A 22025-nucleotide genomic window follows, 5' to 3' on the forward strand; every position below is an offset into this window, starting at 1 on the left:
TAGCACTCCGTTCGAAATTCCATTCTGCCTGGTGCGCCGCAACATGATCTTGTCGTTGCCTACACCTTCCCGTTAATCTTTGCCGGCGAGTATCGCCGCGCGTGTTCGTCGACCGACGGATCGCTTGGACCCTCCGCCCGTACGCGGTGGACCTCCAGCGTTGCGGGAGCGGATGGGCGGTTTGGCTGTAACAATTCACGAGGGCCCGATCAGGGTGGCGGTTAGTGGATGACAGAATCGATCGAACGCGGAGGCCTGGAGCAGCCTGCAACTCCCGTTGGAGCTCAGATGAACGATGACAGGTTCGCCCGCCTGAACGACCGTCATCGTCAATATCTGCGGTACGCCGCAGATAACCGTAAATCGAAGGAGATCGCACGCCTCGAGAACGTCAGCCCGCGTTCCGTTGATAAGGTGTTGGCAGAGGCCAAAACAATTATAGGAGCGAGCGACAGGTTCGAGGCCGCCCGCCTGTTCGCCGCGTTCGAGAACAGGGGGAGGAACTTCCCCCTGCAATCATCCCCACTGGACGACCAAGCCCAACTTCGTCTCCTTCCGCCGGTGCCGACCTGGCGCATGCCGGTGAGCCTGCTCAAGGCCCGTGAGGTCCTGATCTGGAGCGCGATCATCATGGTCGCCACACCAGTCGGGTTGACCGTGGCCGCGATGCTGATGCTCGCTCTCATGATCCTGTTCGGCGCGAGAATCACCTAACCGGCGCTGCGGCGCCATCGGAGGCGCTGATGCAATCGACCTTGTCTAACACTGCCCTCACCATTGCCGACGAACTACGACGCGCGGAGCACTCGATCAATGTCGCGACCCGGGATGTCGCCCAAATCCTTGTGACGACGATCGACGCGACGCACGCGCACGGATTATCGGCGGCCATGACGCACCGTGCGGTCAAGGCGACAATCGGTGCCCTGAATGCTTTGGCCGAGGGGCAGAACCAACTAGCCATGAATGCCCACCCCCAGATGGAGCGGGTCGGAAGGCGGTTGGGATTGACCGAAACGAGCTGGGGAGAGTCCCTGCCGAAGCCGTCGAGTGCCATTACCGAAACCGTTGCCAAGGCAGATGCCTGAGCGGCAGGAGCCCTCTGTCATGGTACACCCTCTCGGCTATGAACACACCCCTCATCCTCTCTTGCATGTACAACGGCCTTCTCGTCGCAACATGCGGGTTCGCGTTCGTTCGGGGCGGTCGTCCCGAACGTATCGGCGCGCTGACGTGCCTGGCAGCCTCAGCAGCGACAGCGCTGGTGCGGTACCTTTTGCCAGGGCAGTGGCTGCCGGCGGCGGGACTTGTGCTGATGATCGATGCATCGGTGATCGCGACGTTCTTCTGGCTCGCGACCACAACAATTCGTTTCTGGCCAATTTGGGCGCTCGGCTTCGCGCTTTCGAACGTCCTAGCCGCGATCGTTGCCGCTTTGCTTCCGCGGATGCAACTATTCGCATTTCACACCGGCCTCGGCGCATATGCCTATCTCGTTCTCGGAGCATTGGCGCTGAGCATCTGTCGCCTCGGACGCGACCCGGACCCCATCATCCTGAATGGGTCCAGAAAGGCATGGCTCGAGCGCGAACGACGTTCAGGTCGGCAATTCTGATCGGAAAAGGGGGCGTCTCGTTATGGAAGCCCGATCAGGCTGGCATCAATCTCCTTCCGCGCTGGTCGTGCTCCACCGCCGCGTATGAACGTGGGACATGATGCCATGCCGGACGATGCGATCCGCCATGCTGAGGTTTGCAAAGCCATGATCCTCGAAAGGAGAATCGTCGGTGAAGCTTTGGGTTTCTCGCTGGTCGAGAACGCCAATTTCGACATTCTGATGGAATTGTACCTGGCACGCGCCGAACGTCGACCGGTGTTCGTCTGGTCACTGTGCGCCGCTGCCAACACTCCACATTCGACAGCGTATCGGAAGATCAAAGAACTCATCGAAGCCGGATTGATAGTTCGGCACGATGACAGGAAGGACCGGCGGCGCGTCGAAGTCGAACTGACGGAGTCTGGCATCGCCATGATCGAAAGGCTCGTTTGCAGGGTGGCCGCAATCCCTTGGCCTTCCAGGAAGCAGTGAGACGGTGTCGCGCGATGCGCAACAGTCATCAATGCGGCGTCGGCCAGATCATGCCGGATCGCGCATCGCATTGGAAATGGCCAACAGCGCGTCGGCGATGAAGCGCTCAGCCTCTGCGGGGCTAATACCATATTGTCGAGCAACCGTCGAATAGTCGAGTTGCTCGTTCCGATGCGTCAAATAGACCTCGCGCGTAAAGAATGGCAGCGCCGCAAGCGCATTTTCATACCGCAGAAACCGATCGGCGTCGAAAGGGGTGACCTTTAACCAACCGCGTACCCAAGTCCCGTCCTCAGCAACCTCGACGCACCGTTCGTCCGCATCGACGCGTAAAAAGGACACCATTCTCCAGCGTTCGCGCGCGATTGCGATCGCAGGATGGGCTGGGAGGGATCGTTTGTCCGAAAGTAACCACTGAATTGAAGGCCCCCGCCTGCCTGCTCCATCATCGTTATGGTTCCACGGTAAGCGAAGGTTCCTGATGACAGTGCACGCAACGATCAGGATTTTGAGAAACGCGGTCATACTGGATCTCCGGTATCGCGACTGTTCATAATCGCTCCCTGTTCCTTCCCCGTCTCCTCACCAGTTGACGGCCCTATCGCGGGTAACTGCGGTACAGCTATGCAGTCCGGGGCCGGCGCCCGGCTGGATCAGGCCGCCCCCTGTGGTGGCGTCATGCGCAGATAATTGTCGGGGGCGGCGCCGATCGACGCCATGGGCGTTCGCGCGCATACGTCCCGAAAGGGCCGATCATGGACTGGCTGTGTGATATGGTCCCGGTCACCTGGACAGGATGCCAAGCTGTCCCGGCAGTGAGGGGTGGACGGCAATGAAGACGACGTGGGAGTGGTATTCGAGCGACTTCAAGGCCGGGGCGGCGCGGGAGGAGATCGGTGGCGGCGCTGCTGCTCGAGCAGAACGATGAAAGGGGCCGCCGGCGGGAGCGCTACATGACGCTGGAAAGCGTCGCGCAATTGAGCGATGATCCCACCGTCACGCTGCCAGCCATGGCCGCGTACCAGCCCGGCCTGACCGGAGATCGGTGCGGCTATGCCGCTCAAGCTACACCACCCCCCGCGACACGACCCATGCCCCACATGGCTTCGTGCCCCGCTTATTGATGTTGGCAGCCTGGCCAGTCCAATGGCGGAGAGATTCGCCCCTTTCCGATAGCCAAGCCAGCAAAAACATCGTGAGATCCAACCGTAACGGACGCAAAAATTCGATTCGAAGACTTGAAAGACGACGTTTTATTAACGGATTTTGCCAAAATAATAGCAGACATGCGGGCGTGCTTAGCTCCCGTATGATTCTGATATGTAGGAATTATTCATGAGCACTGACCATCAAGGAAACGTATATCTCCAGAATGATTGGGGTGTCGATCTGTCACAACTGACGATCCGTCATCGGCGAAGCAATGATCCAAAGCTACAGGAAGAGCAAAGCTATCAGTTGGTCGCTGCCGGCGAAAAGGTCGGACCAATGCCAATTACCTACACCACCGGCGCCGGTAGCCCCTTTGATTACTGGTGGGTCAAATTCGTGACGCAAAACGGCAGCACATTTGATTGCAAGGATAATTTCTACTGCTCCATCAGCTCCGACGATGATGGCAACGTTACACTGAGGATCGACGGGTCGGACACGAACATGTACGTCGAGTTTAGCAGCTCGAGCGGTTGCACCGTTGATATCGACGAGGTCAGCGGATAAGGCAATTCTCACCCGCGCAGATGATCCACATTATTGAATGAAACGAAGCCGATTTGGGGAGTTCGCAAAATGGGCTTTTATAGCCAAATAACTCATATTCTGAGAGCGTTTTCAGTACTAGCGCTGTCGGCTTCGTTTGGAGTATCGTCCGCCGCTGCGCAAACCCCTGAATACACTTACATCGGAGAAATAAGGACATTTGCATTCAATCATTGCCCGGCAGGTTTTCTTCCTGCGGATGGCAGACTTGTGAATATCACCGCATACAGAGACCTTTTCTCCATAATTGGGACGACTTATGGGTCTGGGCCGGGCCAGTTTGCTCTTCCGAACCTGATTAACAGGTCCGTGATTGGCGCGGGCACATCTACCGCAGTCGGCACGGCCGTGGGGAATTCGGTTGTCACACTTCAGCCAAACCAGGTCCCACTAGTGAGTCACACTCACACCGCGACCTTCACTCCTGTCATTCAGAACAAGGACATCACTGTCCCGGCCACCCAAGGGACACTCGCCGTCACGCCCAAGATTCTCGTGAAGCAAGCTACGGGGCTGAATGGCATGGCCGCCGGATCGACCCTTTCGCAGGGCGGCTCCGGTCAATCCTCTGCTCCAATCTACGCCCCGACATCAACGGCAGGAAACACAGTGGCCTTGGGTGGCGTCAGCGCTGACATTACAGGTGTGTCCTCGACGAACGCCATCACCACAACCGTGCCGATGGTCACAGGCGGCAGCGTTGCCATTTCTCCTTCCGCCGCAGCGGCGACCCAGCCTGTACCCACTCAGTCTCCCGCACTTGTGATGTCGGTTTGCATTGCTCCAACCGGTATCTACCCTACTCGCCCTTCATAATAGTGATCTGCGTGACCGCAGTTCTATATAGCCAACGGAGCGAGCAACCGTTCGCCTCCTTGGCTCAGTTGCGCCGAACGTTAATTAAAGCTGTATGCGATCATACGGTAACATAGCCGGCGTGCCTGAAGCAGTTTGAGCACGAGCTTGGCGGGCAGTCGTCGAGGAGCGAGTCGGCGCGGTTCCACAGGCCCGCGCGGATGCGCTCCCCTACCTTTCGCAATAGGTCCTTGAGGTTGGCGAAGCCCATTTCGATCGGGTTGAGGTCGGGCCTGCAGGGCGGCAGGAACAGCAGCGTCCCGAACGCCTCGTCCAGAGTAGCGGCTTATGCTCCTTTGTGGCTGGATAGATTGTCGAGGATCACGACCCCGCCGGGGTTGCGTTCGGGTGATCTAGCCCCCGTTTCACCGGACGGATTCAAGCGGTTGCAGAAACCAGTGCGCGATGCGGCGGTAGCCGTATGTTGGCCGCTGCGCGGCGATCTGGCGGATACGGGGGAGCAGATCCGCGTCGCCGGCCTTGGTGTAAGACCCGCGCGTCCTCATGCTGCCGGTCAGGCGATCGTACACCGTCGAGCGCCCGACCCCGAGCGTGCTGGCGACTAGGCTCACCGGATAGTCTCCGGCAGCTGCGAGTGCGTGAGCAAGCTCGCTTTTTTGGGCGCGAGCGCTCCCAGCGCTTCCTTGAGGATCTCCACCTCCAGCGTCTTGCGCCCGAGGTGACGCCCCAGTTCGCGGATGCGGGCTTCCATCTCGCGGACCTGCCGGTTGCTGGTCACGTCGTCGTCGCTGGCGACCGCGACGCTCTCGCCCTCCAGCATCAGCCGCCGCCAGCGGCACAGCAGGTTCGGCGCGACGCCGTTGCGGCGCGCCACCAGCGATATGCTCTCGCGACCATCGAGCGTCTCCTCGACGATCCTCAGCTTCTCAGGCGGGCTCCAGTGACGGCGTCGACCGCCGTCGGTGATGATCTCGGACACGGACATAAGCCTATGCTCAGGGGATAGCCCCAAGCCTCCTACTTCGGCTTGAATCCGTCCGGTCAAAACGGGAGCCAGCTCAATCCCCCTATTGGCATCCGCATTCTTAGTAAAATCAGCGCTATATGCCAATCTTGCTCAACGCGGCAGCGGTGCCACAATATGGATCACACTCCACTTATATAAAATAATAAAGCTCACATCTTTTAGCAAGACGCAGGCGATGTGAACCGCCCCGGGTTTGCCGGAGGCCATGGGTTGTGAGTTACGCTGCCATATCGATGATGTCCGCGGCAGCATAATAATGCTCTTCGGCTTCGGCAGGCGGGATGTTGCCGATGGGCTCCAGCAGCCGGCGATGGTTGAACCAGTCGACCCATTCGAGTGTGGCGTATTCGACGGCTTCAAAGCTGCGCCACGGTCCACGCCTGTGGATCACCTCGGCCTTGTAGAGGCCGTTGATCGTCTCGGCCAAAGCGTTGTCGTAGCTGTCGCCGACGTTGCCAACCGATGGCTCTATCCCGGCTTCGGCGAGGCGCTCGGTGTACTTGATGGACACGTATTGGGCGGATTCAACCGGTCGTCGCAACGCTTCGAAAATGGAGGCGGACGATGGATATAAAGAAGCGGCGTTCGGACCGGTGCACACGGTCACAGTTGCGGTCTCCGGGACGGCCGCCAGTCGCCAATCGGGAAGAGCGTGAACTGTTCTGGCGGTATGTAGCTGCCGGGATGAGCAGCGAGGCGGCAGCGGTGAAGGCAGGAGCGTCACAACCGGTTGGCAGCCGCTGGTTTCGGGAGGCAGGCGGGATGCCACCGGCAGCGTTCAGGCCATCGGCGAAGCCCTTATCGGGCAGATACCTGTCGCTGGCGGAACGCGAGGAGATCGCGCTGTTGCTGGTTCAAGGGCATGGCGTCTGTGAGATAGCCCGCCGGCTCGGCCGTGCTGCCTCGACCATCTCGCGCGAGATCCGGCGCAATGCCGCGACGCGCAGCGGCAATTTCGACTATCGTGCGACGACGGCCCAGTGGCATGCCGAGCGGGCGGCACGCCGTCCCAAGGTCGCCAAGCTTGCAGCCAATGAAGGGCTGAGGCGCTGGGTGGAAGATCGGTTGAGCGGCGTCGTTGCCAGACCCGGTGGCCCGTCTGTCATCGGCCCGACGGTGGCATCATGGAAAGGGCGGCGACATGGACGGCGCCAGAACCGGCGCTGGTCAACGGCATGGAGCCCGGAGCAGATTGCCGGTCGTCTGCCCATCGACTTTCCGGACGACGACAGCATGCGCATCAGCCACGAAGCCATCTACCAGGCGCTGTTCGTGCAAGCCCGCGGCGCCCTGCGCCGTGACCTCACCGCATGCCTGCGCAGCGGCCGGGCTCTCCGCGTGCCACGGGCGCGGGTTGGTCAGCGCGGCAAGGGCTTCGTGACGCCGGAGATCATGATCAGCGAACGGCCCGCCGAAGCCGATGACCGTGCGGTGCCGGGCCATTGGGAAGGCGACCTCATCCTCGGGGTCGGCAGCTCGGCGATCGGGACGCTGGTCGAACGGTCGACGCGTTTCACGATGCTGCTCCATCTGCCCCGTATGGATGGTCACGACGCCAAGCCGCGTATCAAAAACGGACCGGCGCTGGCTGGGCATGGCGCCGAGGCCGTGCGGGATGCCATTACCCGTACCATCACCACCTTGCCCAGGGAGTTGCGCCGCTCGCTCACCTGGGATCAGGGCGCGGAGATGGCGCAGCACGCCCGTCTCAAGATCGATGCAGGCGTGCAGGTCTATTTCTGTGACCCCCAAAGCCCCTGGCAACGCGGCACCAATGAGAACACCAACGGGTTACTGCGCCAGTACTTCCCCAAGGGCACCGACCTCAGTGCACATAGCGCCGATACGCTCGCGGCGGTTGCAGCGACCCTCAATGATCGACCACGCAAGACGCTTGGCTGGAGAACACCGGCCGAGGCGCTTGACCAATGCCTCGCAAAGATCAAACATTACGGCGTTGCGACGACCGGTTGAATCCGCCTTGCGACCCCCGGTCGCTGTGATGGATGAGACCGCCCCGATGGGCCGGCCGGCGATCATGGAGAGCCTGCTCCAGGGCATCGAGGACGAAGCTGGCATGCGCCGTTCTGCTCGCCCGCCACCCCACGATCCGCCTGGCGTAGGTGTCTATGACGAAGGCGACGTAGACGAAGCCCGCCCAGGTCGCGACGTAGGTGAAATCCGACACCCACAGCATGTTCGGCGCTGGCGCGTAGAACCTGCGGTTGACGTGATCCAGCGGGCACGGCGCTGCCTTGTCGCTCATCGTCGTGCGAACCGGCTTGCCCCGGATCACGCCCTGTAGACCCATATCGCGCATCAGCCGCTCGATTGTGCAGCGGGCGACCGGGAAGCCCTCGCGCATCATCTGCCGCCAGACCTTGCGGACGCCGTAGACCGCGAAGTTCTCGGCGAACACGCGAGCCACCTCGGGCTTGAGAACCTCATCCCGCGGCGCGCGCGCCGACAGGCGCATTGGATCCTGCCGCTGCGCGACACGCTCGAAATACGTCGATGGGGCGATCGGCAAGACGCGGCAGATCGGCTCGACCCCATAGGCTTTACGGTGATCGTCGATGAAGGCGATCATCGCCGGAACGGGCGGTCGAGCTCCGCCTGGGCAAAATATGCGGATGCCTTGCGGAGGATCTCGTTGGCCTGTCGCAGCTCGCGGACTTCGCGTTCCAGCGCCTTCATCTTGTCGGCAACTTCGGTCGGGACGCCAGCGCGCTTGCCGCTGTTCACCTCCGCCTTCTTTACCCACTCATGCAGCGTCTGCGGAACGCAGCCGATCTTCTCGGCAATGGAAACTATCGCTGACCATCGCGATGGGTGATCGCGCTCGTGGTCCAGCACCATCCGTACCGCTCGCTCGCGGACCTCAGGCGCAAACTTGTTCGTCGTCTTGCTCATACAGGCTCCACCTTCTCAGGAGTTGGAGCCTCCGACAAACCCGGGGCGGTTCAATGCGTACGCCCCTCTCTGCTTGACGCAATACGTCGGCGTACGACCGCACCAAGAGGAATGTTATCTACTACGAGCCAAGCGTCAAGCATTTCTAGACCGAACCACAACACTCAATATCTCCGTGGCAAAAAATCCCCAGTTTATATCATGTTAGTGAGGCCCACCAAGGGCACACCCTACTGGCTGATCACATGGATCGCGCGGGTAGTTTGCAGCTTGTCTTTCACTAGACTTTAACTACGACGAGCGTCGACTCCCCAAACGCGACCTTCCGTGGCCCAACAATCAGCTGAAGTGGATCGGTCAGGACACCAAACTCGAGCATTTAGCAGTCTCTACGAACGACATTATCAAGGGCGGACACGCATCAGCCATCACGGCCACCTAAGTCTACTATTATCTCGAAATACTCAGCAGGTCGACGCCCGTGAATGCACCACTTGGATTCGGAGGTCAAAGCCAGATTGGCATATCATCAATCAGACTGACCCGATAGCAAGACCAAATATCGCCCCATATATCGCGACAGCTAGACTACAATTCCCCCATCTAACAATACCTTCGGCATTTTGCGCTGCGCATGATCCTATTTTTCCTGTCATAACCCGACGCTATGATGTAGAGATAAGCAAACACAGCGATTCTACGTTGGATTGATCCGATATGGATGGAATTTAGCAGCCAGTGGATGGGGGATTATGCCATGGATGAACCAGCGACACCTCTGACGCCTGCCGAGAAGGTTCTTGTAGAAGCCATTAACCTAACCTCGAATCGCGACGCGGTTATTTCTCGGTTGAAGGCGGATCTCCAGACCGCGCTCACCATCGAACTTGCGACCATCCCGATCTATCTCTTCACATATTACTCGCTGGTACGTGATCAGCGGAGTGGTGAGTCGCTCAACGACACGCAAATCTATGCCAACATGGCGGGCGGTATAATCATGAGCGTGGCGGTGGAGGAGATGCTCCATCTGTCGCTGACCGCAAATATCCTGTTCGCCATGGGTGAGCGCCCGCGGATCTATCGTCAGGCACCGAGCCAATATCCCACCGCGTTGCCCTATCACAATCCAACTGGACCGGCCGGACCCGATGGCCAGAAGCAGGTACAGATCCCGCTCGCCAAACTCGGCTTCGAGCAGCTCTGGCATTTCCTACAGATCGAATATCCCGAGCAATGGAATACGCTACCCAAGGATGACAACTGGGACACGATCGGGCAATTCTATTCCTACATTCGATGTTTGCTGTCGTCGAAGTTCGTGCAGGATAGCGATTTCCGTCAGGGGCGGGCGGCGTCCGCGATTCAGCCGTATAATTACTCTCCCAATAACATCGACACCGCCTATCCGAAGGCAGCTTTCAACCCCTGGTTGCCCGCGCCGCCCGCCCCGACGCCTGGTTGGAGCGATGGCGTCCAGGGTGCGGTTCCAGCCACGGTCTTTCCGGATGCTGAAGATAGCTATGTCGGTGCCGCGCCTCTCGTCACTATCGCATCGGTCCAGGACGCGCTGGATGCGATCGACACGATCTGCGACCAGGGAGAGGGGACGCCAATCGCCAATGTCGGTCCTGGCTCAGACGACGACAGCTCAGGGATGGAGCAGTCGCATTACGTGAAGTTCCTGCGCCTGCAGGCCCAGTTCGCCGATTATGCCGGCACTGTCGAAGAGCGCGCCAAGCAGCCCCCTGCCCCGGCTGCGGTGATCCAGCCTTCCGTCACTCAGAAACAATTGATCGACGCGGGCGTACTGGTCGACTTTGCCGATAACCCGGTCGCGGCCGATTACCCGGAGCTTTACAGCGACATCGCCAATTTCTGCAGTGCCTGCTTCCAGTATATGCTGGTGATGATCGAGACGATCTACCTGGTTCCGCCCGACAAGCAGAAACTCTTCTTCAACGAAGGTCTGCATCGCTCGATGATTTGGGTGATGGACAAATATATCCAGACGATTCGGCGACTGCCGATCCCAACAGGCATCCATGCCGGCACGATGATGGCCCCGACCTTCGAGAATGTGTCGCTGGGCACGCAGGCGGACTCTTTCGCCGGTCTCACCCGCTTCGGCAACGCCGCCAGGCAGGCCGCCAGCGAGCTGATGAACAGTATGCGCTGCGACAAGGTCAGGAGGGACGTAGATAGCCTCGTCGCCCTGCGGCCCCCATCGGCCTCCGGGCCTGATCAAGATCTGTGCCATACGCTGCAGAGCGTCATCGACTACATCACTCTCGCGATCGGCGATGGTTCGAAGGGTTCGTCGATGCGGTTGCCCGATGTCCGTCCCTATTGGATTGCTGAAGCACCGCGGCCGGACGATTCGAGCTCCACGTCTGACGGTGCGGTAACGCCACCCCCTGCGACAACCCCTGCGCCCGGAGTGCCGGTTCCCAGCCCCTATCCCTATGCCGGCGAGCCGCCCTTCCCGAAGGCGATTGGAGCCCAGCCAGCGGGCCTGCCGCTACATGCATGCATGGGCCTGAATAGCTGCAAGGGCGCGGACCGCTTCGGCCTGGAAGGCGCGCCGCATGGCAACGTCAACCAGTGCGCGGGACAGGGCTATTGCGCGACTGCTGTCGATCATACCTGCCATGTCCAGAACCAGTGCGCGGGACAGGGCGGCTGCGGCCTGTACGGCACGGGCGAGGAGATGAACAAGCCCGGCGCCAATGAGTGCCGTTCCCTCGGTTCGTGCGCGACCCCGATCAACGCCGAACGCTTCAGTACCAACGGTCCTAATCAGGGAAAAAGCGTGTGGCTGCGCGCTCGCGCGGTGTTCGAGGCAAACTGGCAGCAAACCCGCGCGGCCCTGCTCGAGCAGCAGGCCCAGGGCCTGGTGACGCCGGACCAAGTGATCCCGACGGTGCCTGGGCCACCCCCGGCCGCGTTCGCTAGTACCGGCCCATCCTACCTGTGGATCTCCGCCGACAATGTGGATCGGGTCAACATGACCGCTTGCGGCGCGAGCGGATTGAGCGGTGCCGGTGGCTGTAGCTGATCATGGGGTGGCCGCGCTGCGGCAGCGTGGACTGGGTCTGGGCCTGGGCCTGCGCGGCCAGCATTTCGAGGCGATCCTCGCCGGCCAGCCGCGCGACCTGTGGTTTGAGGCGATCTCCGAGAACTTCATGGATTCCGGAGGGCGGGCGCGGGCGACGATCCGCGCCATCGCCGAACGTCATCCGCTGGCGCTGCACGGCGTGTCGCTGTCGATCGGCAGCAGCGATCCGCTCGACCGCGCCTATCTCGCCACGCTGAAGCGGCTGGCCGACGAGGTGCATCCGGTCTGGGTCAGTGACCACCTTTGCTGGACCGGCGTCGCTGGGCGCAATTCGCACGACCTGTTGCCGATGCCGCTGACCGAGGAGAGCCTGGCCCATGTCGCCGCTCGCGTGGCGGTGGTGCAGGACGTGCTGGAACGTCCTCTGATCCTGGAAAACCCCAGCAGCTATGTTCGCTTCGACGGTGCGACCCTGGACGAACCCGCCTTCCTGCGCGCGCTGGCGGACCAGACCGGATGCGGCCTGCTGCTCGACGTCAACAATGTCTATGTCACCTGCTTCAACGCCGGCACCGATCCCGAGGCCTATATCGATGCCTTTCCATGCGATCGCGTCGTGCAGATGCATCTGGCCGGGCATCAGGATCTGGGCAGCCATCTGATCGACACCCATGATCGGCCGGTGCGGCCCGAGGTCTGGGCGCTGTTCCGCCGTGCCTGGGCGTGGACGGGCGGCGCGGCGACGCTGCTGGAATGGGATGACCGCATCCCCGATTTCGAGACTTGCCTGGCCGAGATCCACAAGGCCAGGCGCTATATGACCGCATCGATCGACGGCCCCGATGGGATGTCGGCGATGGATGGGTCAGCGTCGTTGGACTCACTAACAGATCCGGCAGCGGGGACTGGCGTGTCCAACCCGATCGGCTTCCTTGTCCCGCGCGTGGCCGAAGATGGGGTGGCCCACGCAGCATGACCACGCACCCGGACCATTGGAGCCCACCGCTTGCCCTTGCGCAACGCCGGATGCACGATGCGCTGATCCGCCCTGACGCCGACCCCGCCGCGGTGCGGGCGCTGTTCGCCGATGACGGGCGGCTGGGTGCCGCGGCCGGGCTGGCCATCTACCAGCGCGGCTATGTCGCGCGTCTCACGGGCTGTATGCGTGAGCAGTTCCCGGCCCTGTGCCACGCGCTGGGCGGAGCATTGTTCGACGATTTCGTCGCCGCCTATATCGGCGATCACCCACCGGTAAGGCATACGCTGTACGATCTGGGGCGCCGCTTTCCGGAATGGCTGGAGGCGAACCGGCCGGACGCGGCCGCACGCGAGGCATGGATCGACTTCATGATCGCGCTCGCCCGCTTCGAATATGCGGTCTTCGCGATGTACGACGCCTCGGGGCATGAAGGGAAAAGCTTCGCGGCCATCGACACGCCGGACGAGGCGTTACGCCTCCAGCCGGCCTTCGCGCTGGGTGACCATGGCTTTCCAGTCGCCGATTACTATCATGCCGTGCGGCGGGGGGAGCAGCCGGCGATGCCGTTCCCGGCCGCCTGCCAGGTCGCGCTGATCCGCACCGATTATGTCGTGCGCACCATCCCGCTGGACCCGGTACACTATCGCTTTCTGCAGGCGATGGCGACCGGTGCGTCCGTATCCGAGGCGATCGCCATGACCGCGATGGCGTTCGGCGTCGAACCGGCCGTGATCCAGCGGAGTTGGTCCGAACCGGGGGGACGTCGCGAACGCTGGATCGACTGGGGCGTGTTCATCGCCGCCCCGTGACCGTTCCGCTTCCCCCTCCCGGGCCCCTCCCGGGGTTCGTGCCGTCAGTCGGGTGCCTTGTACTTGGCAATGGAACTGGGGCTTTGCGCCAGCCGCCGTAATTGCGGCGGCAGGTCGTGCGGCGGGATGACCAGCTCGACCAGGGTCGTGCCGCTGCCCGGCGCGGACAGCGTCGGCAGCAGCGCCTGCAACACCCCGACCGTCTCCGCGCGCAGGCCCTGCGCGCCGAAGGCCTGGGCCAGCGACGGGTAATCCCATCGCGGCAGTTCATCGAACGCAGCGAAATTCCCGCCCGGCTCGAACGCGGTGATGTCGACGAATGCCTGCTCGATCGCATAGCCCCGGTTGCTCATCACGAAGACGGTCGCATCGACGCCGGCGCGGACCAGGCTGGACAATTCCTGGCAGATCATCATGAAGCCGCCATCGCCGGCAACCACCCAGGGCCGCCGCCCCGATCCCAGCGCGATGCCGAGCGCGGCACCCGTCTCATGTCCCAGTGATCCCCAGGCGGCCTGCGCGACAAAGGCGTCGCGGGGCAGACCCATCATGTTCCCCAGGACGTAGAGCGACGTGCTTTCGCCCAACACCAGCACGATCTCACGCCTCCGCTCGCCCATCGCCAGATAGTCCGCCAGGATCCGGTAGACGCCCTCATAGGTCAATGCGAGGTCGGACGCGGGGGCGGGATCGCGATCCGGTGCGCACGGGCCGGCCAGCGGCAAGGGATAGCGCGGATCGGCCTGGAAGCGCGTGGTCAGCGCCTCCAGCAGGTCGGCCAGCGCGATGCGCGGGAAATAGTCGATCCCGACCCGCGCCCGCTCCACGTCGACCGCGATCATGTCGGCATAGCGCGCCGCCATGATCGCCAGATAATCGTCAGTGATGATCGCGCCCAGCGCGATCGGACAGTCGCATTTGGCCATCACCTCCCGCGTCAGGGCGGGCGAGGCCGGTCCGGCAAAGGTGCCGATGAATCGCGGCTGCGCCTCGTCCAGCGTGGTCTTGCCCAGGCTGGTGGTGGTAAAGGGCAATCCACTGGCATCGATCAGGCGTTGCGCCCGGTCTTGCAGGCCAAAACGCTGGATTTCGACGCCGAACCACAGCACCGGATCATGCGCCGTGGTGATCCGGTTCCAGGCGGCCTCGACTATCTTCGCCAGCGTATCGGCATCGCTGGTCGCGATCACCGGCTGCAGCTGGCCCTGCGGCGCGGCGCACGGCGCGGTCCAGCAATCCTGCGTCACCTCGATATAGACCGGCCGGCGATGGGTGAGCATCGCGACCAGCGCCGCATCGATCTGCGCAGGCGCGGTATCGGGGTCGCACACGATTTCGGACGCGACGGTCACCTTGGCGAAGATCGCACGATCGGCGTCGAGCGCGCCGGTGGAATGATGGAACAGGATCTGGCGCTGCCGTTCGCGCAACCGGTCGCCATTCGCCGGACTGGCCGAGATCAACGCGACCGGCACGCGCTCGACGAACGACCCGGCGATACAATTGAGCGCGCTGAACGAGCCGACGCCATATTGCAGGCAGGCCGCGCCGACCCCGCGGAACCGGGCATAGCCATCGGCCGCATAGCCGGCCCCCAGTTCGTTGATCGTCGATACGCGCACGATGCCCGATCCGGGATCGTCCAGCGCGGTCAGGAAGGCGGAGGCATAGTCGCCGGGCACCGCAAAGAGATGGGTCAGGCCGATCTCGCGCAGCCGCTGGAGCAGGTAATGGGCAACGTCCATCTTAACCCTCCTGTACGGCACGGCGGCAGTTGGGGGTAATCGCTGCCAGCGTCGCGGCGGTCGTGAACGAGGGGATGCCGCCCTCCAGGTCGCCACAGCCGACGCAAGGGTCGCCGGGTGGGCAGGGATTGGGCATCAGGGCATAATTGGGATCGAGCCAGCGCGGCCGCTTCATCCCAAAAAAGTCCTGCAGCGTCGATTCCGCCGTCGTCAACGCCCCCTCGACCCAGCCCTGTCCCAGCGAATAGGCTTCGCCGACGATGTGGATGTCATGTTCGGCCACGGGCTTGCGCATCTGGCACGTGATCTGGTCGAGACGGTAATTGGCCTTCCACTCGTGCCAGCCGCCGCCATAGGGATCCTCATTCCACGTATGATAGATGGCGGCATAGGGTTCGGGCACCTGGGGCAGCGCGTGGACCTGGGCGATCTGGCGGTTGGCGACATCCACCATATCGGCGGTGGCGCGGAACCCGGTCAGCGGCGGCACCGCCGCCTCCCCGCTCAATCCGGACGGGGCATAGCCCTTATACGCCTTGCCGCGTTCCAGCCCCTTCCAGAAGGGCACGGTCGACATGTCGTTGTAGCTCGCCATCAGCAGCGAATTGAGGGAAGGCTCGCCGTCTTCCTGCGCGCCTTCGGTGCCGAAATAGTAGATCTGGCGGACCGGCAGGTCGGTGACCGACCGGCCCGCGACCAACCCCAGGGACCGCCACCACGGCGCTTCATAGGCCAGCAGCAGCTTGAATGCGCTCTGGATCAGCACGGACGGGATGTTCTTGCGCAGCCAGGGATCGTCGAAGAAACGGCTTTTGACCAGTTCCAGGCTGCGGCGCGGCATGGCCAGGATCAGCTTACGGCAACGCACGGTCACCGGATCGCGATCGGGCAGGTCGCGCGTCTGCTTGTCCGTATCGGTCTCGGTGCGGTGGAACACCAGTGTATAGGGCCAATCGCCCTCGCCGATGATGATTTCGGCCAGGCGATGATTCATGTGCAGCCGCTTGCCCTGCGCGATGCAGCCGGGCAGCGTCTCGTTGAACTGCCGGGCCAGCGTGATCGGCAACTGGTCGTACCCCTCGGCCAGCGTCAGGAATTGCGTGTCGTCGCTATATTCGGTGGCTGGCAACTGGGTCACGGCGCAGGCATTGGCGACATTGGCTTCATAGCCGCCGGCGTCGCGCATGAACTGATAGCCTTCGTTCGACAGGACCTTGAACATTAGGTCCCAGAAGCCGTATTTCCACATCGGCTTGCCGAACACCTCGACCTTCATCTGGTCACAGAGCGACAGGTCGGCAAAGCCGGGATACAGGTTGTTCATCACCTGCACCTGCAGGTTGGTCGGACCCAGCCCGCGTTCCGACCAGGCCAGGTTATAGGGCACCTTGTCCGGGTCGGACAGGTCGTGCATCCGCAGGTGCCGGCCACGCAGATAGAAGAGGTTGCATCCCGACCCGACCGGTGCCGGCGCGCCCATCGGAAAATCCTTGGTCTTCAGCTTCAAATGCTTGACCAGGTCGGCGACCATCACATGCTGGCTGGGAATGTAGCGCATCCCGCCCAGTTCGGCCACGACATTGGGCAGGCCCGGCATCGTCACCGAATAGAGGCGACCGCCAATTCGGTCGGAATATTCAAACAACCCGATCGCCTGCGCCGCGCCGCGATCCTGCTGCAATCGCCAGGCGCTGTACGCACCCGAAACGCCTCCGCCAACGACGGCCACATCCAAATCGATCATGTCTCTTCCCCCGTGCGATGCGCCGCGACAGCCGCTGGCTCCCCGTCCGTGCTGGTCCTCAGGCGGCAGGTGCGACCTGCCGCAACGTCGCTACCGAGACGTGCGGCCAGCTCAGGCCGTTGAAATCGAGCAGCACCGTTTGCGTATATTGGAGTTGCAGGACGATCGATCCGTCGGACTGCCGGACCTGCTCGATCCAGAAAATTGCTTCCATGCTGACGGCGTCGGCATTGGGGCCAGCGGCATCGCCCTGCAGGAAGGCGGTATTGGCCGTCCCGCCACCGATGATCGGCGTCGGTCCGGTAGTCAGGATCAAATTGGTCGTTGATACCACGTCCTGCCCGGCCAGCGCCGCCTGCAACACGCTGTTGGGATCGTCCACCATCGCCTGGGTTACACCCGCGATCAGCGACGGTTCGGACCGGAATTCGGTCGGGATGGACAGGTTTGTTTCCGGGAAGACCAGTTTCTGCGTCGGGTCGCCGATCACGAAGGGCGTGATGTCGGCCACCGCGAATTGTGGCGCGCGGGATTCGCTGGTCACCAGACCTTGCGCCAGGATCGTGGTGCCGTGCGGGATCGACCCCATCCGCACCACCGATAGCGGCACCGATGGTTCGGTCGTTGCGGGCACAGTCAGCCACACCCCCGGTTCGAGATGCAGGCCATTGCCGTGGTTGTCGTTCACCTGTTGCAGATAATGCAGTCCGGCCATGAGCAGGTCTTGCTGCAATAGTCCGCGATTGGGAATCGGCCCATTTATCTTTGAGAAAGCAATGCTTTCGACGGTGAGATTCAGTTCCAGAAAATGCTTTTGATCGGGTTGATCCGGATCGAACAGGGGGCGCCAGATCGTATTAAATCCCGTTCCTTCCCAGGAACCAAGGAGGGGTGATAACGGGCCGAGAGGATCGGCGTTTGCGCTATCGAACGACAGAATTTCGCTTTTTGCAATCTCTGTTGTGTTAGAGAGCGGCCGAAATTCGAATTCACCAGACGTTCCCATCAAGCACCCTCCCCCAATAACCATGGTAAACCGTATATGTAATTTACAGAATGGCAATAATATTATTACCTCCAAATTGAGATGTATTTTCCGATGCAGACAAACAACAGGCAAGCCAAATATTACACCAATAATACAATAACCTAGGGCGCAAACACGATCAGCACCTTGAAAGGTAACGGTTTCCCTGATCCATTGGCGCGTGGATCGGTTGGAGTGAGGCATGGCGCTGTTCTGTTTGCCGGATGAAATTTGGGCGGCGATCGAGTTGCAACTGCCCAAAAACTAGCCCGGTGCTCGGTGAGTGGACGACTGGCGCCTTATCTCCCGGATCGTGCATGTGCAGATTCGATCACGAGCGCGTCGGATGCGGGATCATCGCCAGCCGCATGCGTACAGGCAGTCATTCATCGGCAACAGCGTGTACGGCGAAAGACGACTATGACCGCCTCTTCCTGATGCTCAGAACCATCGAGTGCGGATCCTTCGGGCCGGTCGGCAAGTGCTTGACTGCCGTAGGCTTCTTCCCCTTCGCCACCGTCTTTTGGTTGATGGCGTGGCGCTTGGCCAACACTCTTACGCCCTCTTAACTAAGCTGCATCGCTTGCCTGCCTCGGCCAAGGCTGGGGAGCTGCCTATGTCGTGTGGGCGCTGCCGTGTGAAATCTGTCCCATGATGCATCCTTCTAGGCTCACCACGATGACGCACCATCAAATGCCGGGATCAAACATCTAGGCCCCCGGAGGGTGAAGTCGCGTATCGAGGGCAAAGGGCTCCTGCGCAACGAGCCGGTACGCACCGCGACCGCGTACCGGGTCGAACAGCAGGTTCCAACTATGGCTGGACACAGCACTTGGCAGCACAACGAAAGCGTGACGCTCGAGCAGATCGTCTCCGAACCCCTGCTGCCCGGCACCGGGAATACCCGGTCGCAGCCAGTGCGGATTGGGTATGTCACCGGGTTGCACGACATGAATAGCGGTCGGCTCGATCACCTCGAAAGCGGTCAGGACATGCGGCACCGTGTCGAGAACGCGGAAGGTCTTGTGCACGGCAACTTCCAGGATCGCGGTCGACGGATCGAGGGCACAATAGACCGCACGCACGCCCTTGCTGTTCCAGCGCCCGCCGACACGGAAGGCTCCCTCCCCGCTATCCCATGTACCGGCAAAGCTCGCATGATCGAGCCGCCAGCCGTGAACCGCTCCGCTGCCGAGCGGAGGAGGTAGCGGCGTCATGCGTAGACGCCGTACCGCATCCGTTCGAGATGATCCTCAACGAGTTCGACCCCCGCCGGCGTCGAGAGCAGGTCGATGGGTCGGCGCTGATCCAGCGCGATCGCTGGCGTCTCGAGAAACCGCTCCGCCTCTTCCTGCGATCCGAGGATTTCCGTGGCCTTGCCGACGATTTCGGCAAACTTCCACGCGCGACCGCTCTGTTCCTGGCTGAGCCGTTTGGGGACGGCTTCCTTCTTCCGACGCTGGAACGTCCGCAGGCTGATCCCCGTCGCCTTCTCGAAGGATTCCGGACGCTGGATCATTGCCACGTTGGTCGCGAGGTGGACGAGCGCGTTCCCGGGAAAGCCCGACAGAATGACCTCATGCGCGTCGAGCGCAGACATCAGCGGACGCTTGAAGGTCGTCAGCCCACCCAGCAGATCCGCCACGCGCGCGATCGTCGCCTCGCCGTCATGCATCATACGCCACCTGTCGTTTCGTCAACGACAAATGTCGTCAATCGTTGCGACAAGTCAAGACCCCTTGCCCTAGATCGGCCTGTCACGATGCCGAAACTTGGCTGCCGCCCGTCAGCATGCTACCCCGACTGGGCGTCGTGATCCGCGCGGCGCCGGGGCTGGTAACCCCGCAAGAGCACAGGACTCGGTGGAGCTTTCCGCCGGGGTGCCTGCGCATATGTCCAGGTCGCTTGCGGCTAAAAGCGCAGGCGCATGTGCTCTTGCATGTTACCAGCCCCGGCTCCCGCGTCTCGCACGCGGGAGTTTTGGCGCTTGTGTCCCGGGCCCGCCCTCCCTGTATCCGTGGGACTTGCGAGGTGTCGCACCCGATGACGGCATATCCCGAACTTGAAAGCAGAGCCCAACGCAACGGCGCTACGTTGCCGCGCGCTGTTGCTCAAACCGATAAGCAGCAACTCGATCGCGCGACCCATTTTCTGTGGGTCAAAGCGCTCCTTCACCTGGACGCGGCTCTTCAAACAATCGAGCAAATCGGGGCGAACAGCGCGCTTGTGGCAAGCCATATCGAGAATGCGCGCGTTCACGCGAAGCGATACTTGCGCCCCGCTCGGGCCGGCGGGGCGGACACTCCAAAGACAACTCGCCGCAGACCAACGCCGGGTGCCGAATGCCCGACGCCGCGCCGATGACATGGGAGCGTCGCCGACTACCGCCCGCCGACCGCCGCGAAGAGCATGGTGATGATCCCACGATCGAAGCCGTCTTCCGCGCAGAAGCGCCCAGGCTCAATCGCTACTTTCGCAGTCGGGCGCGCGGGACTGACGATCCTGTCGATCTTGTGCAGGAATCGTTCCTACGGCTTGTGGGGCGACTGCGATCCGGGGCGGTGGGCAATCCCGCCGGCTACCTCCACAGCATCGCCAGAAACCTTCTGTTCGAACGCAGCCGGAGGCAAGCAGCGAAAGGCGCGCCCCCTGCACACGATTTCGTGGCCGAGTTCGAGATCGCCGTGGAGCCAAGCCAGCATTGCGACATGGAGGCCAGCGACTTGATCGCAGCATATCGGTTGGCGCTGAGCAAACTGCCGCCCCGGACGGCCGAGGTGTTTCGGCTTCATCGTGAAGAGGAGCTCAGCTATAAGGAGATCGCCGATCGTCTGGGTATCAGTGCGCGAACGGTGGAATGGCATGTCGGCGAGGCACTGCTTCGCATCCGACGGATGATGGACGCGCAATGACCGAGGATTTCAGCGCCGAAGCGAAGGATCGTCGTGAGCGCGAGGCGTCCGCGTGGTGCGCACGCATGCACGGTCCCGACGCGGACGCGAGCCGTGACGATTTCGATCGATGGCTGCGCGCCGACCCACGCAATCTCGAAGCCTACAACCAGATGGAGGAAATCTATCTGATCGCCGGTTCATCCGCACGGCCGGGCGAACGGGTTCGGTCACAAGCGGCCGAGACGAGCGATATGCCTCGCGCATACGTAACCCGCCGCCGTCGGCTGGCCGTGCGCAGTCTGATTGCAGCCGGGACGATTGGCATCGTCGGGGTCGCGGCTATCATGCTGACCCCAGGGGCAACGCCGAACGGTCAACCGGATCTACCCGCTGTCCAGTCTGTCGACCGGACGGTAGACCGCATCCTCAGCACCGACACCCATGCTCGCCGATATGCTCTGGAGGACGGTTCCATCGTGTTTCTGGCAGCCGAAAGCCGGCTCGCGCTCCGGTTCGATCGGACACGTCGGACATTGGCACTCCAGCAGGGTGGCGCCCGCTTCGAAGTGGCCCACGAGCCACGGCCCTTTGTCGTGCTGGCCGGCGGGGGTAGCGTGACAGCCCGCGGTACCATCTTCGACGTTAGGTTGGGAAATCGACGGGTCGAAGTGAAGCTGATCCGGGGCGCGGTCGATGTTGTGCCGACGGCAGCCGATGCCGATGATGCCGGACGCAATGAGGATCGCTCGGCCGTACGCCGCCTCAAGCCGGGCGAAACCATCGTCTTCCGGGAGAAAACGAGTGGGCCTGCTGCATCAGCCCCGATCGATTCGCCATCGCCAGTGGCAACCCCTGACGGAGTAGTCCCTAGGACGGTCGGCGAATTGGTGGACACGGTCAATGCGTCCCATCCCCACGATCCGCAACTCGTTGTGGATGACGTTTCGGTCCGCGGCGTACAACTGGGCGGAAGCTTCCGCCCGCGCGAACCCACAGCAACGGCCGAATGGCTGAGCAGCATGTTCGATCTCGCGATCGACCGGTCATTAGCTGGACGGATCATCCTTCGCGACCGACGCAGATAAATTCTCCAGCGCACCCCGTGAACTTCGACTAACTCGCATCAACGCTCCCGAAGGCGCCGTACCGGCACCTAAGGGGGCGTT

The 22025-nt window shown here is 62.0% G+C and carries 18 protein-coding genes, 5 pseudogenes and 1 other annotated feature; of the genes and pseudogenes, 13 read left to right on the top strand and 10 right to left on the bottom strand.

From position 1 onward, the window contains the following. Positions 1-288: 288 nt before the first annotated feature. The 4 genes from QE360_RS17995 to QE360_RS18010 all read left to right on the top strand — a co-directional run bounded on the left by QE360_RS17995 (position 289) and on the right by QE360_RS18010 (position 2089). On the top strand, positions 289-714 hold the full coding sequence (locus tag QE360_RS17995) for a LuxR C-terminal-related transcriptional regulator (RefSeq protein WP_309703775.1): 426 nt from the start codon (positions 289-291) through the stop codon (positions 712-714). Positions 715-743: 29 nt separating this feature from the next. Next, a complete protein-coding gene (locus QE360_RS18000; protein ID WP_309703778.1) occupies positions 744-1088 on the top strand; it encodes a hypothetical protein in 345 nt (114 codons plus the stop codon). 227 nt (positions 1089-1315) lie between these two features. Next, complete coding sequence (locus QE360_RS18005) at positions 1316-1615, top strand: hypothetical protein (RefSeq protein ID WP_309703780.1); 300 nt, start codon at positions 1316-1318, stop codon at positions 1613-1615. A gap of 105 nt (positions 1616-1720) precedes the next feature. Continuing rightward, positions 1721-2089, top strand: coding sequence for a winged helix DNA-binding protein (locus tag QE360_RS18010; RefSeq protein ID WP_309703782.1), 369 nt, complete (start codon positions 1721-1723; stop codon positions 2087-2089). A 48-nt stretch (positions 2090-2137) separates the two neighbouring features. Here the strand turns inward: QE360_RS18010 and QE360_RS18015 are convergent, their stop codons facing one another. Beyond that, on the bottom strand, positions 2138-2614 hold the full coding sequence (locus QE360_RS18015) for a hypothetical protein (protein WP_309703784.1): 477 nt from the start codon (positions 2612-2614) through the stop codon (positions 2138-2140). A gap of 365 nt (positions 2615-2979) precedes the next feature. Between QE360_RS18015 and QE360_RS18020 the strand changes: the two are divergent. From QE360_RS18020 to QE360_RS19160, 3 genes and pseudogenes are all read left to right on the top strand, one after another. Next, positions 2980-3108: pseudogene (locus tag QE360_RS18020) on the top strand (IS256 family transposase); the annotation flags it as partial. Between the two features lie 316 nt (positions 3109-3424). Beyond that, entirely contained in the window at positions 3425-3808 is a 384-nt protein-coding gene (locus QE360_RS18025) for a hypothetical protein (RefSeq protein ID WP_309703786.1), read from the top strand. A 69-nt stretch (positions 3809-3877) separates the two neighbouring features. After that, positions 3878-4663, top strand: coding sequence for a phage tail protein (locus QE360_RS19160; protein WP_405052688.1), 786 nt, complete (start codon positions 3878-3880; stop codon positions 4661-4663). Positions 4664-5103: 440 nt separating this feature from the next. Here the strand turns inward: QE360_RS19160 and QE360_RS18035 are convergent. Both QE360_RS18035 and QE360_RS18040 read right to left on the bottom strand, forming a co-directional pair. Continuing rightward, positions 5104-5675, bottom strand: a pseudogene (locus QE360_RS18035) (transposase); the annotation flags it as partial. A gap of 232 nt (positions 5676-5907) precedes the next feature. Continuing rightward, a pseudogene (locus QE360_RS18040) lies at positions 5908-6210 on the bottom strand (integrase core domain-containing protein); the annotation flags it as partial. A gap of 44 nt (positions 6211-6254) precedes the next feature. Here QE360_RS18040 and QE360_RS18045 point away from each other — a divergent pair. Further along, positions 6255-7664: an IS30 family transposase gene (locus QE360_RS18045; protein WP_309698497.1), complete on the top strand. Its 1410-nt coding sequence runs from the start codon at positions 6255-6257 to the stop codon at positions 7662-7664. A gap of 7 nt (positions 7665-7671) precedes the next feature. Here the strand turns inward: QE360_RS18045 and QE360_RS18050 are convergent. After that, positions 7672-8603: pseudogene (locus tag QE360_RS18050) on the bottom strand (IS3 family transposase); the annotation flags it as partial. Further along, positions 8206-8322, bottom strand: a sequence feature (AL1L pseudoknot). (Overlaps the previous pseudogene by 117 nt.) Positions 8604-9324: 721 nt before the next feature. Here QE360_RS18050 and QE360_RS18055 point away from each other — a divergent pair. From QE360_RS18055 to QE360_RS18065, 3 genes are read left to right on the top strand one after another with little or no spacing between them, the layout of a single operon-like run. Further along, entirely contained in the window at positions 9325-11661 is a 2337-nt protein-coding gene (locus QE360_RS18055) for a ferritin-like domain-containing protein (RefSeq protein ID WP_309703789.1), read from the top strand. Continuing rightward, positions 11648-12637 (top strand): DUF692 domain-containing protein, encoded by a 990-nt coding sequence (locus tag QE360_RS18060; protein WP_309703791.1) that lies wholly within the window; start codon positions 11648-11650, stop codon positions 12635-12637. Before QE360_RS18055 ends, QE360_RS18060 begins: the two co-directional genes overlap by 14 nt. Beyond that, on the top strand, positions 12634-13449 hold the full coding sequence (locus QE360_RS18065; RefSeq protein WP_309703793.1) for a DNA-binding domain-containing protein: 816 nt from the start codon (positions 12634-12636) through the stop codon (positions 13447-13449). Before QE360_RS18060 ends, QE360_RS18065 begins: the two co-directional genes overlap by 4 nt. A 44-nt stretch (positions 13450-13493) precedes the next feature. On the opposite strand, the gene QE360_RS18070 is transcribed toward QE360_RS18065, so the two are convergent. The 6 genes and pseudogenes from QE360_RS18070 to QE360_RS18095 form a co-directional block, all read right to left on the bottom strand. Next, positions 13494-15194: a thiamine pyrophosphate-binding protein gene (locus QE360_RS18070; protein ID WP_309703794.1), complete on the bottom strand. Its 1701-nt coding sequence runs from the start codon at positions 15192-15194 to the stop codon at positions 13494-13496. A 1-nt stretch (position 15195) separates the two neighbouring features. Next, the gene (locus QE360_RS18075) at positions 15196-16938 is read right to left on the bottom strand and encodes an FAD-dependent oxidoreductase (protein ID WP_309703795.1); all 1743 of its coding nucleotides are present in this window, start codon (positions 16936-16938) and stop codon (positions 15196-15198) included. 58 nt (positions 16939-16996) lie between these two features. Then, complete coding sequence (locus tag QE360_RS18080; RefSeq protein ID WP_309704232.1) at positions 16997-17944, bottom strand: heme-binding protein; 948 nt, start codon at positions 17942-17944, stop codon at positions 16997-16999. A 390-nt stretch (positions 17945-18334) separates the two neighbouring features. Further along, positions 18335-18618 (bottom strand): annotated as a pseudogene (locus QE360_RS18085) (IS481 family transposase); the annotation flags it as partial. A 57-nt stretch (positions 18619-18675) separates the two neighbouring features. After that, complete coding sequence (locus QE360_RS18090; protein WP_309703798.1) at positions 18676-19182, bottom strand: RES domain-containing protein; 507 nt, start codon at positions 19180-19182, stop codon at positions 18676-18678. Next, positions 19179-19643: an antitoxin Xre/MbcA/ParS toxin-binding domain-containing protein gene (locus tag QE360_RS18095; protein WP_309703799.1), complete on the bottom strand. Its 465-nt coding sequence runs from the start codon at positions 19641-19643 to the stop codon at positions 19179-19181. The genes QE360_RS18090 and QE360_RS18095 overlap by 4 nt, the downstream gene beginning before the upstream one ends. A gap of 664 nt (positions 19644-20307) precedes the next feature. Here QE360_RS18095 and QE360_RS18100 point away from each other — a divergent pair. After that, on the top strand, positions 20308-20877 hold the full coding sequence (locus tag QE360_RS18100) for an RNA polymerase sigma factor (protein WP_309703801.1): 570 nt from the start codon (positions 20308-20310) through the stop codon (positions 20875-20877). After that, entirely contained in the window at positions 20874-21944 is a 1071-nt protein-coding gene (locus QE360_RS18105; protein ID WP_309703803.1) for a FecR domain-containing protein, read from the top strand. Before QE360_RS18100 ends, QE360_RS18105 begins: the two co-directional genes overlap by 4 nt. Positions 21945-22025: the final 81 nt, after the last annotated feature.

The sequence above is a fragment of the Sphingomonas sp. SORGH_AS_0789 genome, assembly GCF_031453055.1.
GTDB lineage: Bacteria > Pseudomonadota > Alphaproteobacteria > Sphingomonadales > Sphingomonadaceae > Sphingomonas.

Coding starts and splice junctions, on each gene's coding strand:
- QE360_RS17995 (WP_309703775.1), top strand. CDS start 289: ATGAACGATGACAGGTTCGCCCGCCTGAACGACCGTCATCGTCAATAT.
- QE360_RS18000 (WP_309703778.1), top strand. CDS start 744: ATGCAATCGACCTTGTCTAACACTGCCCTCACCATTGCCGACGAACTA.
- QE360_RS18005 (WP_309703780.1), top strand. CDS start 1,316: ATGATCGATGCATCGGTGATCGCGACGTTCTTCTGGCTCGCGACCACA.
- QE360_RS18010 (WP_309703782.1), top strand. CDS start 1,721: ATGCCGGACGATGCGATCCGCCATGCTGAGGTTTGCAAAGCCATGATC.
- QE360_RS18015 (WP_309703784.1), bottom strand. CDS start 2,614: ATGACCGCGTTTCTCAAAATCCTGATCGTTGCGTGCACTGTCATCAGG.
- QE360_RS18025 (WP_309703786.1), top strand. CDS start 3,425: ATGAGCACTGACCATCAAGGAAACGTATATCTCCAGAATGATTGGGGT.
- QE360_RS19160 (WP_405052688.1), top strand. CDS start 3,878: ATGGGCTTTTATAGCCAAATAACTCATATTCTGAGAGCGTTTTCAGTA.
- QE360_RS18045 (WP_309698497.1), top strand. CDS start 6,255: ATGGATATAAAGAAGCGGCGTTCGGACCGGTGCACACGGTCACAGTTG.
- QE360_RS18055 (WP_309703789.1), top strand. CDS start 9,325: ATGGAATTTAGCAGCCAGTGGATGGGGGATTATGCCATGGATGAACCA.
- QE360_RS18065 (WP_309703793.1), top strand. CDS start 12,634: ATGACCACGCACCCGGACCATTGGAGCCCACCGCTTGCCCTTGCGCAA.
- QE360_RS18070 (WP_309703794.1), bottom strand. CDS start 15,194: ATGGACGTTGCCCATTACCTGCTCCAGCGGCTGCGCGAGATCGGCCTG.
- QE360_RS18075 (WP_309703795.1), bottom strand. CDS start 16,938: ATGATCGATTTGGATGTGGCCGTCGTTGGCGGAGGCGTTTCGGGTGCG.
- QE360_RS18080 (WP_309704232.1), bottom strand. CDS start 17,944: ATGGGAACGTCTGGTGAATTCGAATTTCGGCCGCTCTCTAACACAACA.
- QE360_RS18090 (WP_309703798.1), bottom strand. CDS start 19,182: ATGACGCCGCTACCTCCTCCGCTCGGCAGCGGAGCGGTTCACGGCTGG.
- QE360_RS18095 (WP_309703799.1), bottom strand. CDS start 19,643: ATGATGCATGACGGCGAGGCGACGATCGCGCGCGTGGCGGATCTGCTG.
- QE360_RS18100 (WP_309703801.1), top strand. CDS start 20,308: ATGCCCGACGCCGCGCCGATGACATGGGAGCGTCGCCGACTACCGCCC.
- QE360_RS18105 (WP_309703803.1), top strand. CDS start 20,874: ATGACCGAGGATTTCAGCGCCGAAGCGAAGGATCGTCGTGAGCGCGAG.